This window comes from Haloarcula sp. H-GB5 (genome assembly GCF_054850705.1).
The window spans coordinates 1,338,246-1,354,060 of record NZ_JBTWBG010000002.1; the positions used below are offsets into that span (position 1 = coordinate 1,338,246).

16 protein-coding genes are annotated in these 15,815 nt (G+C 61.7%); 7 read left to right on the forward strand and 9 right to left on the reverse strand.

What is annotated here, in order from left to right:
- Positions 1 to 663 carry a sensor histidine kinase gene (locus tag ACYJ11_RS14850; protein ID WP_461648449.1) on the forward strand — a complete coding sequence of 221 codons (663 nt, stop codon included), beginning with the start codon at positions 1 to 3 and terminating at the stop codon, positions 661 to 663.
- A 156-nt stretch (positions 664 to 819) separates the two neighbouring features.
- Here ACYJ11_RS14850 and ACYJ11_RS14855 read toward each other — a convergent pair whose 3' ends face one another.
- Positions 820 to 1,095 carry a PadR family transcriptional regulator gene (locus ACYJ11_RS14855; protein WP_004518082.1) on the reverse strand — a complete coding sequence of 92 codons (276 nt, stop codon included), beginning with the start codon at positions 1,093 to 1,095 and terminating at the stop codon, positions 820 to 822.
- Between the two features lie 265 nt (positions 1,096 to 1,360).
- Here ACYJ11_RS14855 and ACYJ11_RS14860 point away from each other — a divergent pair, with 265 nt between their 5' ends.
- Positions 1,361 to 1,567, forward strand: a complete 207-nt coding sequence (locus ACYJ11_RS14860; protein ID WP_461648450.1) for an amphi-Trp domain-containing protein — start codon at positions 1,361 to 1,363, stop codon at positions 1,565 to 1,567.
- A gap of 248 nt (positions 1,568 to 1,815) precedes the next feature.
- Here the strand turns inward: ACYJ11_RS14860 and ACYJ11_RS14865 are convergent, their stop codons facing one another.
- Positions 1,816 to 1,962: a hypothetical protein gene (locus ACYJ11_RS14865; protein WP_461648322.1), complete on the reverse strand. Its 147-nt coding sequence runs from the start codon at positions 1,960 to 1,962 to the stop codon at positions 1,816 to 1,818.
- 59 nt (positions 1,963 to 2,021) lie between these two features.
- On the opposite strand from ACYJ11_RS14865, the gene ACYJ11_RS14870 reads away from it, so the two are divergent.
- Positions 2,022 to 2,741: a DUF7117 family protein gene (locus ACYJ11_RS14870; protein ID WP_461648323.1), complete on the forward strand. Its 720-nt coding sequence runs from the start codon at positions 2,022 to 2,024 to the stop codon at positions 2,739 to 2,741.
- Positions 2,742 to 2,745: 4 nt separating this feature from the next.
- Here ACYJ11_RS14870 and ACYJ11_RS14875 read toward each other — a convergent pair whose 3' ends face one another.
- The 4 genes from ACYJ11_RS14875 to glyA form a co-directional block, all read right to left on the reverse strand.
- A complete protein-coding gene (locus tag ACYJ11_RS14875) occupies positions 2,746 to 3,228 on the reverse strand; it encodes an NUDIX hydrolase (protein ID WP_461648324.1) in 483 nt (160 codons plus the stop codon).
- Entirely contained in the window at positions 3,229 to 4,122 is an 894-nt protein-coding gene (locus ACYJ11_RS14880; RefSeq protein ID WP_461648325.1) for a bifunctional methylenetetrahydrofolate dehydrogenase/methenyltetrahydrofolate cyclohydrolase, read from the reverse strand.
- 69 nt (positions 4,123 to 4,191) lie between these two features.
- A complete protein-coding gene (locus tag ACYJ11_RS14885) occupies positions 4,192 to 4,782 on the reverse strand; it encodes a hypothetical protein (protein ID WP_461648326.1) in 591 nt (196 codons plus the stop codon).
- A gap of 81 nt (positions 4,783 to 4,863) precedes the next feature.
- Positions 4,864 to 6,111 (reverse strand): serine hydroxymethyltransferase, encoded by a 1,248-nt coding sequence (gene glyA / locus ACYJ11_RS14890; protein ID WP_461648327.1) that lies wholly within the window; start codon positions 6,109 to 6,111, stop codon positions 4,864 to 4,866.
- Positions 6,112 to 6,265: 154 nt separating this feature from the next.
- On the opposite strand from glyA, the gene ACYJ11_RS14895 reads away from it, so the two are divergent.
- The 3 genes from ACYJ11_RS14895 (at position 6,266) to ACYJ11_RS14905 (ending at position 11,289) form a co-directional block, all read left to right on the forward strand.
- Entirely contained in the window at positions 6,266 to 8,353 is a 2,088-nt protein-coding gene (locus ACYJ11_RS14895; RefSeq protein WP_461648328.1) for a hypothetical protein, read from the forward strand.
- A 376-nt stretch (positions 8,354 to 8,729) separates the two neighbouring features.
- Entirely contained in the window at positions 8,730 to 9,548 is an 819-nt protein-coding gene (tbsP, locus tag ACYJ11_RS14900; protein ID WP_461648329.1) for a transcriptional regulator TbsP, read from the forward strand.
- Positions 9,549 to 9,579: 31 nt separating this feature from the next.
- A complete protein-coding gene (locus ACYJ11_RS14905; RefSeq protein WP_461648330.1) occupies positions 9,580 to 11,289 on the forward strand; it encodes a YcaO-like family protein in 1,710 nt (569 codons plus the stop codon).
- 50 nt (positions 11,290 to 11,339) lie between these two features.
- Here ACYJ11_RS14905 and ACYJ11_RS14910 read toward each other — a convergent pair whose 3' ends face one another.
- The 3 genes from ACYJ11_RS14910 to ACYJ11_RS14920 all read right to left on the reverse strand — a co-directional run bounded on the left by ACYJ11_RS14910 (position 11,340) and on the right by ACYJ11_RS14920 (position 13,702).
- Positions 11,340 to 12,488 (reverse strand): DUF63 family protein, encoded by a 1,149-nt coding sequence (locus tag ACYJ11_RS14910; protein WP_461648331.1) that lies wholly within the window; start codon positions 12,486 to 12,488, stop codon positions 11,340 to 11,342.
- A gap of 107 nt (positions 12,489 to 12,595) precedes the next feature.
- Positions 12,596 to 13,429 carry an inositol monophosphatase family protein gene (locus ACYJ11_RS14915; protein ID WP_461648332.1) on the reverse strand — a complete coding sequence of 278 codons (834 nt, stop codon included), beginning with the start codon at positions 13,427 to 13,429 and terminating at the stop codon, positions 12,596 to 12,598.
- Positions 13,430 to 13,501: 72 nt separating this feature from the next.
- On the reverse strand, positions 13,502 to 13,702 hold the full coding sequence (locus tag ACYJ11_RS14920; RefSeq protein WP_004518094.1) for a hypothetical protein: 201 nt from the start codon (positions 13,700 to 13,702) through the stop codon (positions 13,502 to 13,504).
- Positions 13,703 to 14,599: 897 nt separating this feature from the next.
- On the opposite strand from ACYJ11_RS14920, the gene ACYJ11_RS14925 reads away from it, so the two are divergent.
- A complete protein-coding gene (locus ACYJ11_RS14925; RefSeq protein WP_461648333.1) occupies positions 14,600 to 15,814 on the forward strand; it encodes a glycosyltransferase family 2 protein in 1,215 nt (404 codons plus the stop codon).
- Position 15,815 lies beyond the last annotated feature (1 nt).

Consider the following 15,815-nt stretch of genomic DNA (forward strand, 5'->3'; position numbering starts at 1 on the left):
CTGGAGCGACAGAACGAACGGCTCGACCAGTTTGCGAGCATCGTTGCACACGACCTTCGGAATCCATTGAACGTCGCGAGTGGACGACTTAGCCTACTTGAGAGCGATATCGCTAACCACGACGCATCGATTGGGACGATTCAGGAGCAACTCAAGCGCATGGAGTCGATCATCGACGACTCGCTCACGTTGGCTCGCTCAGGAGAAACAGTCACTGAAACCGACGAGGTTGATCTCGAGATGATCGCATACGATGCCTGGCAGAGCGTCGAGACTGGCAGGGCGACCCTCGTCGTCGAAACGACGCTCCAAATCGATGGTGACCGTAATCGGCTCCGGAATATGTTCGAAAACCTGTTCCGGAACAGCGTCGAACACAACGAGTCGGCTAACCTAACTGTCAAAGTCGGGTCCTTACCCGACGGAGTCGGCTTCTATGTTGAAGACACCGGAACGGGCATCCCCAGCGAGGAGCGTGACGCCGTGTTCGAACAGGGATATACGACAAACACGGAGGGGACAGGATTCGGCCTCGCCATCGTTAAAGACATCGTGCAGGCCCACGGGTGGGACATATCAGTCACTGAGGGCGAGAGCGGCGGAGCCAGGTTCGTGATCGAGTGCCACGAGTCACCCATGGTGAACCAACCTGGCACCACATGACGCTGAACGACCCCGTCAACCGGGCTACAGGCGTACAAGGTGTGTATGTCTCCAGCGACGAATGCCGTCATCGTAGCGTTACCTGCGCCGCACTGAAGACGGACGCAGTGCTACCAGCGAAACGACGGCCTCAGCACAATCGGCGCTGCGACGTTGTTATAGGTCGACGTACTGGTCTTCCCACTCGCGGCGTGCGTCTATCTCACGACGCCCGCGGCGCGTGAGCGTGTAGAAGTTGGTCCGGCGGTCGCGCTGCCCCTTCTCGACTAGTCCCTTGTCGACCAGGGTGTCGAGGTTCGGGTAGAGACGGCCGTGATGGATCTCCTTCTCGTAGTACGCTTCAAGCTCCTCCTTGATAGCTAAGCCGTGGGGTTCCTCTCTGCCAGCGATCACGTAGAGAAGGTCACGCTGGAATCCTGTCAAGTCGTGCATCGATTCACCTATGTAATGATTTAGTATCTATACTGTTAAATATATCGGCCCAGAGAATTTGACATATTTTCGTCATCTCGGGGTGTCGAATTTTCTGCACATAGACTCTCAGTCAGCGTTTTGTCCATATGGTAAATACAGTCAGTATATCATCATTCTCCGGAAACTGATGGCAACAGTATTAATTATCACTGTAGAAAACAGTCAGCAGAACAATAGCTGTTTGAAGCCGAGGGAGTAGTCGGCCGCAACGTCACTGTGGCGTATCTCAGAACGATGGTCGACGCCCCGGGAGACGGATCCGAGATTACGCTCAGCGCATGGACGGGGTCACGTCGCGCCGCCATCGAAGGTGGAGTTCGAGGTGAAAGCCGAGCACGAGTGCCCGGAGGGCGGCGTCGGAGAGCTCAGCATCGGAGTCGAACCGGGGTGGTCCGAGAGCGCGACAGAGACAGAGGGGTCTATCGAGTAAGTCGTATCGTCCAGCAGTTCCTTTTCCGAGGGACAGAAATCTCTCGTCTTAGATCGTTTGCAGCGAAGTAAGTGGAAAGCGGTCGCGAAAAACGCGACCGCTTGCCGCCCTGAATTGGTCCCCGCTGACGCTTCGGCCCTCCAAGCGAAGCGTCACTTGGTCGAATGGGGCAGAATAACTTAAAAGTACCGGCCCCGTCCAGCAGGTGTTAGTTATCGAATTAAAAGCGGATGTAAGCTGTAACTAACCTAGATATGTTCCTCCTCAAGCACCCATCCAAGTGCCCGCTTGTAGTGGGTGAACATCATACGGACTCGCTCGTGGTCCATCTCCTCGTCGTCTAGCTGTTCAGCGAGGAACTCGTACTGCTCACGGATCTCGTCTTGCGAGCGCATACGTTGGCGTAGACAACCCTCACGGAACAATCTTGAGGGCTGGCCTCTCAGCATCACGTATGAAAGTCCGCGGGGAGCGCGAGTGTCAGGACTGTGGCACGCGATGGCGGTACTACGAAACTGGGAGCATCGCCTGTCCGGACTGTGGGAGCATCCACAGTGTCGGCATCGACGAGCTCACCGAACACACCGACACACCGGCTACGCTCGATCTGACGCCTGTCCGGAGCCGAATCGACACGGATACGACGCGGGAGATCGCTGACGCAACCGCCAAGCGCTGCCGGGAGTACACGCGCAAGCGGGGATTCATCGACGCGGGCGAACTTCGCCCGCTCGACCCGACGTTCGTCGCCGCGGTCGAACTCCAGCACATCGGCACACACCTCTCCCGAGAGTTACGTAGCGGCGACCCGGCGGAGCGGTACTTCTACGAACTGCTCGGCGGGGCTGACGACGGCGACCGTCCCGCCGTCGACGAGGTCCCGTCGGCCCTTCGAGTGCCGTACGGGCTGGCGATGGCGGCCGCCGTCGACAGCTATCAGCGGGACGTGCGGACGTATCTGGACGCCAATCCGGACCCGACCGCACGACAGCTCTCCGGGCGGATTCGCGACCATCGGAAGCGCATCGAGGCACTAGACGGCGATGTCGACCCCACGGACGCGAACCGCCTCGTCCATGCGGCGCGGGACCTGGGGTCGTACATCACCGGCGACGAGAGCGCCTTCGTCAGAGCTGAAAACTGGCTCACCGGAATCGAGGACGATACGGTTTAAGCGGTCACCGGAGCCGCCGTACAAGCGACTCGTCCAGGCAGTCCGACGGCACTGACGCTTTCCACGCCGCGGTCTCGATCCCCTCGCCGTCGAGGCCGGGGTCCGACGCGAGTATCGTCGAGTCAGCTGTCCCGCGATAGGTTCCGAAAAAGAACGTCGCCTCGCGGTCGCCGTCAGTCACTGTGACCTCGGTGACGGCAGCCAATTCGTCGACGGCGATACGGACACCAGTCTCCTCGCGTACTTCGCGACGCACCGCTTCCTGCCGTGTCTCGCCGGTTTCGACGCCGCCACCCGGGAGCTTCCAGATGTCGTCCTCGTAGACGAGTAGCAGGCGGTCCGCCGGGTCGGTGACGAGCGCGCCGACCGCCCAGCGAAGGCCGCGGTCGGCACGGGCACAGACGCCGTCTACGCCCGCCGCGTCAGTCTCTCTGGTCACTTGGCGGGTGAGCACATCGCGGTCCGCAAAATCCGCAAGCGACGGCATTCAGGGGAGGTCGACGTCGATGTCGTGTTGCAGGCCCGTCGCTTTGACCGTGTTGTACAGCAACATCGCGCGGGTCATCGGGCCGACGCCGCCGGGGACCGGCGTGATTGCGCCAGCGACCGCTTTCGCGCTCTCGTACTCGACGTCGCCGACGAGTTCGTACCCCTTCTCCGTGTCGGCGTCGACGCGGTTGATGCCCACGTCGATGACCGTCGCGCCCTCCTGAATCATCTCGCCGTCGATCATTTCGGGGACGCCAGCCGCAGCGACCAAGATATCGGCATTGCGCGTCCGTTCAGCGAGGTTCTCGGTGCGGGAGTGACACACCGTCGTCGTCGCATTGCCGCCCGGCGCTTTCTGGATGAGCAGGTTCGCCATCGGCTTGCCGACGATGTCAGAGCGGCCGACGACGACGGCGTCTTTGCCCTCAGTGTCAACGCCCGCGCTCTCGATGAGCTTCTGGATGCCGTGGGGTGTGCAGGGCTTGTAGCGGGCGTCGCCGGCCACGAGCCGACCGACATTTTCCGGGTGGAAGCCGTCGACATCCTTCATCGGGTCGATGGCTCGCAGGACCGACCTGTCCTCGACGTGGTCGGGGACCGGCATCTGGACCAGAATACCGTTGACATCCTCGTCGTCGTTGAGGTCCTCGATGGTGTCGTACAGTTCGGCGGCATCCGCGTCAGGGTCGATATCTATGTCGATGGCCTCGATACCGACCTCCTCGCAGTCGTCCTGTTTCATCGAGACGTACGTCTCGCTGGCCGGGTCCTCAGACATCAGCACCGTCGCCAGCGACGGGCGGTGACCGGCGTCGGCCAGGCGGTCGATGGACGCGACAAGGTCGTCCCGAATCGACTGTGCGACGGCGTTGCCGTCGATAATCTCTGTCATTAGGTACAACGGCGGCGCGGGGCGGTATGAACGTCCCGGATTTCAGTCAGCCGCGACAGGCTGGCACGCTCAGGGACAGTCCGACTCGGCGACCGACTGCCGCTCGGCTCCCTGCTGGATAGCCCGCGTCGCGCCGCTCCGGACAGCCATCGTCATCGCTTGCCCGCCGTACCCGTGGGTCTGGTCGTGCCCCCGGACTACGACACAGCCAACGTCGTCGGGAACGGTAATCGTCTCCGAACGGGTGAACGGGCCCGTCGAGTGAGCGTGCAGGAGCTCCCGGCGCCCGAGTCGGTCGCCGGCCAGCGTTTCGACTTGCCACCAGTTCGCATAGCCGTCCTCGCCGTCGTCATCGTGATAGAGAGTTACGTCGAAGCGGTAGTCGCCGCCGCCCTCGTCACTGACATCGACGCCGACGACGTTGGCCTCCCGCAGATCGATTTCCTCGGCATCGGGCGTCTGGCCAGCAGTGGCCCGCTCGTCTGTCGCAGCGGCAGCATCCGTCTCTGACACCGTAGCCGCTGTTGTGGACTCGCCCCCGCTGTCATCGCTGTGTCCGGTTTCCTCTCTCGACTCGACCTCGAACTGCGTACAGCCGGCGACTGTCGAGAGGGAGGCACACAGTGCATAGAGCATCCGGCGTCGAGTTGTGCGGGGCATACCGGACGCGTCGGGTGGAAACAATAAAAAGTGAGTCGCGAAGTGTGCGGATAGCAGCACCGCGGGTGACCGCTTCTGTCGCTATTCGTACAGCGTGTACTCGTCGGTCATCTCGTCCACGCGGTCGCTGACTTCCGCCACGACATCGTCGTCATGGGGCGCGTCGACGACCTTGTAGATGAGATCCGCGACCTCGCGGCAGGCGTCCTCGTCGAAGCCACGGGTGGTGAGCGCAGGCGTGCCGGCGCGGATGCCCGAGGGGTTGAACGCCGAGCGGGTCTCGCCGGGAACCGTGTTTGCGTTGAGGACGATACCGGCTTCCTCCAGCGCTTCCTCGACTTCTTTGCCGGTGGTGTCGGGGTGGGACGGCCGGAGGTCGATGAGCACGAGGTGGTTGTCCGTCCCGCCGGAGACCAAGTCCAGACCGTGTTCCTTGAGTCGGTCACCGAGAGCGACGGCGTTGTCGACGGTCTGCTCGGCGTACTGATCGAACTCGGGGGCCAGCGCCTCACCGAAGCCGACGGCCTTGCCGGCGACGTTGTGCATCAGTGGGCCGCCCTGCGAGCCGGGGAACACCGCGCTGTCGATGTCGTCGGCGTACTCCTCGTCGCACATGATGATGCCACCGCGACCAGCGCGGATGGTCTTGTGCGTCGAGCCTGTGACGAAGTCGGCAACGTCGACCGGCGACTCGTGGACGCCGGCGGCGACGAGACCAGTGATGTGAGCGATATCCGCGAGGTGGTAGGCGTCGACCGCATCGGCGGCTTCCTGAATCCGCTCGAAGTCGACCTCTCGGGGGTAGGCAGAGTAGCCCGAAACGATGATGTCCGGCTCGAACTCCTCTGCGTGGTCGTGGAGACCTTCGTAGTCGATGTAGCCGGTCTCTTCGTCGACCTTGTACTGTTCGACTTCGTACACCTGCCCGGCGAAGTTCGCCGGGTGGCCGTGCGAGAGGTGGCCGCCGTGGGTCAGGTCAAGCGAGAGGATCTTGTCGCCGGGTTCGAGGACGCCGAGGTAAACGCCCATGTTGGCCTGTGAGCCGGAGTGTGGCTGGACGTTGACGTGGTCCGCGCCCCACAGCTCCTTTGCGCGGTCGATAGCGAGCTCCTCAACGTCGTCGGCGTACTCGCAGCCGCCGTAGTAGCGTTCACCGGGATAGCCCTCGGCGTACTTGTTCGTCAGTTCGGAGCTCTGTGCCTCCATCACAGCCTCGCTGACGTGGTTCTCGCTGGCAATCATCGCCAGCGTATCGTTCTGCCGGCCTCGTTCGCCCTCCAGGGCGTCCGCGACTGCCGGGTCCGCTTCCCGTACGGTTTCGTAGCTCATGTATCCGAGTCAGGACCGATACGACAATAATCTACCCTTTGACCCACGCGTGTGTAGCGTTATCGTTCCTCAGTTGGTACCGCGGGTATGGTGGGCGGTGACGGCGTGCTGACAACCATACGTATATATCAGATGACGTTCCACATATCCACACATGGTCACCTGGGGGGTGGCAGGCGAGCGGGTGGGCCGGGACGGCGGTGAAACGCTGGACTGGGATGGGGAAACGGTCGACCCGACCGCACTGGTGCACCAATTACACGACAGAGAGAGTACGGACGGGGAGCAGCTACCACGGCGTGTCGACGATTGTTATCGCGGGTCTGTCACCGAACTGGCGCTGCCGGCGGTGAGTGCCACGGTAACCCGAGTTGACACTGACGCCGATGCCGGGACAGTTGATTCACCGACAACGCTTGAGGACGGAGAGTACCTGTTGACGATGCAGGCCCGTGCTGCGGATAGTGACCGGGAATCGCCGCTGGGCGTCGTAGACGACATTCGGATCCACGTTCGCTTCGACGGTCCGGCGTCGCTCCATTCGGCCGGTATTACCACCGTGCTTGGTTTCCAAGAGCCGACGAGCATTACCGTCGGGTTCGTCTGGGAAACGAACGCGGAGCGGCCGCATCTGCAGGTCCCCGCGACGCCCGAAGGGCTCGCAACGGCGATTACGCATCTGAGCGGGGCGCATCACACGATGCAGCCGTCCCGCTCGCACCCGGAACTCCGCGGACACCCACCGATAGTCACGACCGGCGAGACAACCCGTATTCCGGAACCGGTGCGACAGAACCGTCCCGAGACCGGTATCACGCTCCGTGTTCCGGAGTGCGAGGCGGAACTGCTCGTCAGCGCCCCGTTGGCGTACTATCTCGGGGCCAAAGTGGTGGTCGAGTCACGGGATGCCGCACTGTTGACAGCCGAAGACACGTCGGTACACCTCTCTTTCGACGCGTGGCCATCGCTACAGGCCGGCGTCGCAGCGCTGCTTCGGAAGGTGTTCTATCTCGACTGCCAGGTCAGACGCGTCGACCCGGCCGAGAGCGGCCCCCGTATCACGTCGGCGCTCTCGCTCGACCCGGATACGCTTCGGTCGCTGTCGCCGGCCGGCCGACTCGAACGGTACATCGAGGTCTCGGACGAGGCCGTGAATTCGATTCTGCCTGAGTGGCCCCTCTCGACGTACGTCTCGCCGGAACCGGAGCGGGTCCGCTGCCTGCCGTTCCTACTCGACCGGCTCAGCCTCATCTACCTGCCGGACAGCTCCCGGCTCGACCAGGATGAGCTGCTCGACAGGACGCTGGCGGATTCGTATCTGAGCCGCGGGTCGGCCGAGCGCCCGCCGGTCATCGATCCGAACCTGCGCGAGGGGCAGTTGCACTCGTGGCTCGCTCCGGGGAACCCGATAGACGCCTGCAAAACGCCGACGGAAGCGTACGTAAATCGCTACCGGAGTCAGAACCGGGACACCGGCAGTCAGCGGGTCGCGGTGGTCCTCAACGACGAGGAGATGGCCGACGAACACACAGAAGTCACAGAGATATACCAGGCAGCGGACCTCCCGATGGACGTGCAGGTCAGCGAACTGCTATCGGTCAACGAACTGGCCGACGTGTTCCGCCAACCGACCGATTTCGTCCACTTCATCGGCCACTGCGACGAGGCGGGACTGCGTTGTCCCGACGGTAATCTGTCGCTGTCGTCGCTCTCGGAAGCCCGAACCCAGACGTTCTTCCTGAACGCCTGTGGCTCCTACGATGAAGGGCTCGATCTGGTCAAACAGGGCGCGGTCGCCGGCGCGGTGACACTCACCGACGTGCTGGACAAACACGCCGCTCTGGTCGGGACCGCCTTCGCACGCCTGCTCAGTAACGGGTTCAGCATTCAGCGAGCGCTGGAACTCGCTCGCCGGCGAATAATGATGTGCAAGGACTATGCGGTTGTCGGCGACGGGACCTATTCAATCGTTCCTACTCCTGCACATCCGGCCGTCGTCTGGCTCTCTGAGGGGGAGACAGGGTTCGACGTACAGTGTACGGTCGTGTCTCCGGAACGGCCCGGTGAGAGCTACCGCCTGCCGTTCGACGACAGCGCCGCACTGAACGGCGAACAGACGAGCCACTCGCTCGACGCTACGGAGTTGGCCGACGCACTGAGTCAGACCTCGCTGCCTGTCATCTACGACGGGGAGTTCCACTGGTCCGACGACCTAGCTGCGCGCCTCCGGACGGACTTCTGAGGACGGTAGAACTATCAGACAATCGAGATAGGCCAGACGGCCGCCGTCTGTTTTCGAACTGGCCGACCGAGTGGTCGCGGCAATACAATGTTCTACAAGAACCTTTGATACTAGAGATCAGATTTGATCCGGTACCCAGGTCCTGGCTTCTGGCGGGAAGGAAACAGTGACACCAGCCACTGGTTCAATCAGATTTACACGGCGTTACCGAGTGGAGCAGGAGGTTCAGTCCGTGAGTCTAACGGCTTCTGCTTAGGACAACTGACCAATATTTTATCGCTGTTCGCTGGTGGGTGTTGTCGGATTGTTGGCGAAATCAACACAGTATGGCCGGTAAAATTAAATATAACAGTACACTATATACTGGCAAGGGACAATGACCGAAAATCTCCTGCAAGACGACGTCGGGTCTATGTTGACCACGGTGTTTGGGGCAACCGACGAGCCGGTGTACGTCGTGAACCCGTCGCGGCAGACCATCTCTGAGCTTGTATCGACACTAGACGCAGATTCGGGCGCTCCCGAAGTTCGGCTGCTGGCCGACGAACGGGCACTGAAAGACGTCATGGACGATTTCCTCGTTGCGAGCACCGCGGCCGATCTCATCGACGAGGGGCGGCTCACGATGCGGCTGCTCGACGACGTACCGAACCACTCGGTCGCGGTAACCGTCGATACGGTGTACGCGCTCGTCACGATCAGCGATACGGTCGGCGGTCTCGGGACCGACGACAGAGAGTTCGTGGACAACGCCTACGACTACTACGACTCGGCGTGGGAAGACGCCGACGAGTACTCGCTCCGGACGCCGCCGCTCAACCGCGTCCAGAGCACGCTGGAATCCGACATCGGCCCGGAAACCGCGTCGGACTTCAACGACGTTCTGAACTCACTGTCGACGGCCCGCGGCGACGGCGACGGCCTCGATGAGGTCACCATCAGCCTGCTCGTGGCCGCACGGAACGGCGAACTACTGTACGACATCAGCAAGTGGGGCGAAGATGTCGGGCTGGCGAGCAAGGCGACGTTCTCGCGGACGAAGACGAAGCTCGAAGACATGAACCTCATCGACACCGAGAAGGTCCCGATTGATGTGGGTCGACCACGACTCCGCCTGATGCTCGGCGACGACCGACTCAAAGACGCCGACCCGGACGAACTGGCCTCCGTCGCCCAGTCCATCCTCGCCGCGTAGGTTTTTCCCCCTTCACCACGAGGGCTTCGGCATGCGAACTGTCGAAGTCGTCGGGCGTGGACCGGCCGTCGATGCACTTGTCGCGTTTCTCGCTGATATCGACGTTTCAGTGGCACAGCCCTCGACACCGGCGGAGAGCAGTGGCGACCTCATCATTGTCGTCGATACCGTCGGTTCGGAGACGTTTGCGGCGTGGAACGACCGGGCGAAAGGTAATGACGTCCCGTGGGTCGCCGTCGAACTGGGTGGCGTCGGTGGCGTTCCAGTGACTGACGCCGCGATCAGCGGATTCGGACCGGAGACCGGCTGTTTCGACTGCCTTCGGACCCGGGTGGAGGCGACGGTCGATGACACCGAGGAAGCCACAGCGGCCCCGACGGCAGCCACACAGCGGTTCGCGGGGTCGCTGGCCGGTCGGCTGGTAGCCCAGTTTCTCGACGGCGACGCTGCCCTCTTCGGGACTGTCACGGAACTCCCACACACCCAGCGGCGGTTCCTCCCCGTCCCGGGCTGTGATTGTGGCGGGACACAGAGCCACACCCTCGGTGACGGTCGACAGACGGCCCACGACAGCGAGGCGCTGTCACGGGCGGAGCTGGGCCTCGACGACCGGGTCGGCATCGCTACGGAGGTCGGCGAAGTCGAATCGTTCCCGGCTCCGTACTATCTGTCGACGCTGGCTGACACCGTCGGCTTCAGTGACGTGTCTGCCGCCGCCAAGGCCGCGGGTGTCGCCATCGACTGGGATACGGCATTCATGAAGGCGCTGGGCGAGAACTACGAGCGATATGCAGCCGGCGTCTATCGAGACGGGAATCTACAGCGCGGGACAGTCGCCGATATTCCGGATGCCGTTCCCCCTGATTCATTCGTCAGAGACGAGGCCGTGTGGGACGAATCGACAGCACTCCCCTGGGTCCCGGTGGAAAATCTGCTGACCGACGAACGTCGGTCGCTTCCCGCCGAAACTGTCCACTATCCGCCGCCGTCGAACGCCGTCAGACCGGCAACGACGACCGGGCTCGGGCTGGGAAACACCGTCACTGAGGCGCTGCTGACTGGGCTGTACGAGGTCATCGAGCGTGACGCCGCGATGCTGTCGTGGTACTCGACGTTCGAGCCGCTCCAGGTGGCTGTCGATGACCACGAGCAGTACGACACGCTTCGGCGGCGCGCAACATCTGAGGGCCTCGACGTGACAGCGCTGTTGCTGACACAGGATGTTGACGTGCCAGTCATCACTGTCGCACTGGAACAGGACGAGTGGCCGCGCTTTGCGCTCGGGACCGACGCGGATCTGGACCCTGGTTCCGCCGCCGTCGGCGCGCTGGAGGAGGCGCTCCAGAACTGGATGGAACTCGACAATATGGGTCCGGAGGCGGCTATGGATGCACAGGGCGCTATCGGCCGCTATGCCAAGTCTCCGGGCAAGGCGGCCGACTTGACGGAGGCAGAGACGGCGGTCCCGCTGGACTCGCTCGGACCCGACGCAGCCCTCTCCGGCGAGGAAGAGCTAGAGACGTTGTGTGACCGGGCGGCTGACGCAGGACTCGCGCCGTACGGGACGCGGTTGACGACGCGCGACCTCGAACAGATCGGGTTCGAGGCGGTTCGGGTCGTCTGTCCGTCGGCACAGCCGCTGTTCTTCGGTGAGTCGTTCTTCGGCGAGCGGGCTGAAACCGTTCCGGCCGATCTGGGCTTCGAACCGCGGCTTGAGCGGGAGCATCATCCATTCCCGTAGAAACAACCGATACAGCGAGAGGTGGAGGTAGATACCGGATAGCCGGGTGTTCAGATACCGAACGTCGCCCGCAGCATATCCCGCGTGCCCGGCCCGAGGCCGACTGCGGTAACGGCGATGAGCAACAGGAGCGCGTACCGCGGGCTGTCGTCGATGAACTCCTGATTGAACAGCGAGACGACCAGCGAAGCGACGGCGAGCTTGACGACCAGGAACGGCCATGACGTACCGATAGCGGCTGTTATCCCGGCTGGCTGGAGCGCCTCGGTGGCCTCGATGACGAACCTGTTAGCCGGGTGTTTCGGGTAGTACGTCAGCGGGACGTTGAGCGCGTCGAGCCAATCGGCCAGCAGGACGTTCGCGACGCCGTCGATGGCGTGGCCCCAGATGACGAGCAAGCCGATATAGCCAGTTCCGTCGTTCAGTGCCGGTCGGTAGGACTCAAATAGACGGTACAGACCGTAGGACAACACCGACGCCAGTCCGACGGTCGTAATGAGGACTGACGGGTACAGTGTCGCGTACTCGCGGGTGAGGGCGACAAACGTCAGATACAGGAGCGTCACGGCGACGAACGCTCCGCCGATAGCGCCGGTCACCCGGTAGTAGCTGTCGATGATTCCCCGGCGTTCGAGATCCACGCAGGCGACGAGGACGAGCAGCGTCAGCAGGAACACCGTCCCGTAGATGACGGGACTGATGATGAGCGAACTCAGCGGGTACTCGACGATGGGTGTGACTCCGGCGTCGACCGCGCGGTCGGTCGCGTCCTCGACAGTCCGCAACGCGCCGCCGAGCAGCATGAACGGGACGAACGCGAAGTAGAGCTTCGGGTCTTCGGCGATGTCCAGCCGCTCGAGGAGGAAGTAGACACCGACGAGCATGTACACCAGAATCAGCATGTAGCCGATCTCTGAGACGATAGTGTACCCCGGTTCTGCGATGAGCCGTCCCTCCTGTATAGCCGCTTTACAGCCCTCGTACACCGGTTGTGGCCCGGACGCAGTCATCTCAGCACAGCTGGCCGACTTGGCGTCCGCGTACACTGGCCCCCAGAAGTATTGCCAGAGGAACCGATCCCAGACGGCCTGTGGAGCGGCCACAACGGCTCCGACAGCGACGAGGAGGACAGCAACGAAAGAGCCCACCCAGAGCTGGCCGGGCCCGTACTCATCGACGGCTCGCTCGAGCGTTTCCATGGCCGAGTGACCGGTGGCAGGCGGTTTTAGCGTTCCGGTCCCGTGTGCGTGGAGCGGAAGTCCGCGGCCCAGTGGTGCCGAACTGCTGCGCGAAAGTACGCTCAGTCCTACCTGAGCGCTTCGTTGCCGGCCGCCACGAAGGCCTCATGTGCCTCGCCGTTGGAGGCGACGACGGAATCGCTGTCGTGGGTCCAGGGCTCGCCATCGAGGTCAGTGACCGTGCCGCCGGCCTGTCGGACCATATGGACGCCAGCGAGCGTATCCCATGGTGCCATCGGGCGCGTGCAGACGAGTCCTTCGAGCGCCCCGTCGGCAACGTGCGCCAGCGTTGCCTGGAACGAGCCCAGGCGCCGGATGTCACCGAAACGGTCGCCGACGGCGCTGCACAACCGACCGAACTCGTCCCTGTCATCGCGGTCCCACCAGCCGACGGGAGCCACGGCGAACGTCTCCGGGTCGGTTCGTCCACTTACCGAAAGTTCAGTCTCGTCTCGCGTCACACTTTCTGGGCCGGCCGCGTAGAGGTCGCCATACGAGGGGAGATAGGTCACCGATGCGACCGGCTCGCCGTCGACAACTGCGCTGACGACCGTCCCCCACAGACGCATCCCACGGACGTAGTTCGCCGTTCCATCGATCGGATCGATTACCCACACAGAGCCGCTTTCTGGGACGCTATCGACTGCTTCAGGGTCGTAATCGGCCTCCGGCCCGGCCCGCGTGGAAAGGTCTTCCTCACAGAGGAACCGGTCGCCGGGGAACTCCTCCAGAACAGTCGCAACGACTTGCCGCTGGGCGTCACGGTCCGTCTCCGTGACGAGGTCGTTTTTGTTGGCCTTCGACTCGACGCTGAGATCGCCCCGGAACTGCTCCCGGGCCACGACACCGCCAGCGCGGGCCGCTCGCTCGGCGACCGCCGCCCGATGGCTTGCATCTGTCATACCTAACGGTGGACCGCCCGCGTTCAAACCGTCTCGCCTTCCAGCAAAACAGGGCCGACCGCCAGCGAGGAGTTACTCTTCTTCGACAGCCTCATCAACAGCGTCGAGAATGGCTTCGGCGATGTCCCGCGCCTCATTGGGCGTGTACAGGACCTGGTTCCCCAGTGACTGTTCAATACGGACGTAGCCGTCATCGTCCTCAATGGAGAAAAACGCTGTATTCTCCAGCGGTGGCACGTGCAGGCTGGCCCCCTCGGACTGATCTGTGGCCATGTTATTGTTTAGCACATAGGGCGGCTTAAATCTACGGCTCTGGACAACAACGGTCGCCCAGTTACAAATATTAATAATTGGGCCACAACGGCTTATACTCAGCCCAGATATGTACGTATATGGCATCGATACGTGGGGCACTTCGGTTCAGCAAGGACATCTCAGTTATCGCACTTTTGGGAGTTGTCTACGTCCTTGGGTTAAGCGTGGCAACGCTGATCAGTGCATCAGAGGATCGACTGCCGCGGATACATGCTGTTGGTGGCGAGATACGGAGCCGGCTTCGCCGCCCAGTATAAGACGCTCAGCAACCATGACGCCAAAGCCACCGACCGGCGCATGGAATCGAGTGACTGTACCCGGAACTCGTCTACTCGAACTACCGCAGTTTCCCGATTACAGATAAGTTCCGGGCCGCTGCCCAGTGCCTCTCGTAGTAGTTTCCCAGTGTCGTTCGACATTCGCAGACGTGGCTTCCTGTTGTCAGCGCCCGTCTTATCACCTTGCTTGAAATAGACTACGGTGAGACCCGCAGGAGACATAGTCTACTAGTCTGATAGATGTCTGCTTCACAACGTACATTAGTGCGTGAATAATGTGCTTTATTGATAGATGGTACGCTACACGAGGGTCATGGACCGAAGAAATTGTGTACAATCAGCGGAAAACGGGATTTCTCATGCCAACCCTTGTTATTAATGATGAGTTATTCCACCCGACAGCTTTATTATACGCTGCTTTGACATGACAGCCTGTGTGGGAGCCGTGCGGTACCTGTCAGAAATTAACCATTGAGATTAGATAAAATGGGGCCTACTAGCCGTATTCATCGAAAGCCGACCAGGGGAGTGGAGAGTGCATGCTACCAGACGCACCAGCTATAGCCGAGGTACGGGAATGACGATACAAGCAAATCAGGCAAATCAAGCGGGTCAACAGGGGATCACGAAGACTGTAGACGAGTTTCTCGTCACGCCAGAGAGCGAAGTCACGCCGGTTTTGAGCGTCGTGATGCCCACCCTCAACGAGGAGAAAGGAATCGTAGAATGTATTGATCGGATCAAGACAGCTATCTCGGAGTTACGTGTGCCGACCGAGATCATCGTGAGCGACAGTTCGACTGACACGACTCCGGAGTTAGCTCGCGAGCGGGGTGCGACAGTCGTGACACCTGATGAACCGGGCTATGGCTATGCGTATCGCTACGCGTTCGACAAGGCACGGGGAGAGTACATAGCGATGGGCGATGCCGACACGACGTACGATTTCGAGATGATTCCCCAACTTCTCGAACCGGTCCAGAACGGCGACGCGGACATCTGTATGGGAAGCCGACTGGAGGGTGAGATCCGGGACGGGTCGATGCCGCCACTCCACAAATACGTCGGCAACCCACTGTTGACGCGGTTCCTGAACACGTTCTACGGGGCCGGTGTAAGCGATGCACACAGCGGCTTCCGTGTGTTCACCAAAGACGCGCTCGAAACGCTAGAGCTAGAGACGACCGGGATGGAGTTCGCCAGCGAGATGATCATGGAGGCCGGTGCGAACGACCTCACCATCGAGGAAGTCCCGATTATCTACCACGAGCGGGAAGGCGAGGAAACGCTCGATAGTTTCAGTGACGGCTGGCGACACGTCCGATTCATGCTCGTGAACGCGCCGGACTACCTGTTCTCGTATCCGGCTCTGTTGCTCGTCTCGGTCGGGGCAGTGTTGATGTCGCTGTCAATCGCTCGGCTGTCGATCGGTGGCGTCAACTTCGGCATACAGACCATGGTCGGCGGGTCGTTGCTGGCAATCGTCGGGTATCAGGTCTGGACGCTCGCGCTGTTCAGTTCCATTGCTGCGAACCCGATCAACAAGCCGGACGGCGTACTTGTCGGCATAATACGGGAGCAGTTCCAACTTGAACACGGCGCGTCGATCGGCATTCTCGCGGCTGCAGCCGGGATTCTGTACCTGGGGAGCGTGTTCGGACAGTGGCTGCTTGCCGGGGAAGCGGCGTTGCCGTCAGCCACGGCGACCCTTCTGGCCTCGACAGTCGTGGTGCTGGGGCTACAGACAGTGTTCGGGTCGTTCTTCATGAGTATGCTAGCAGACAGCAGCTAAC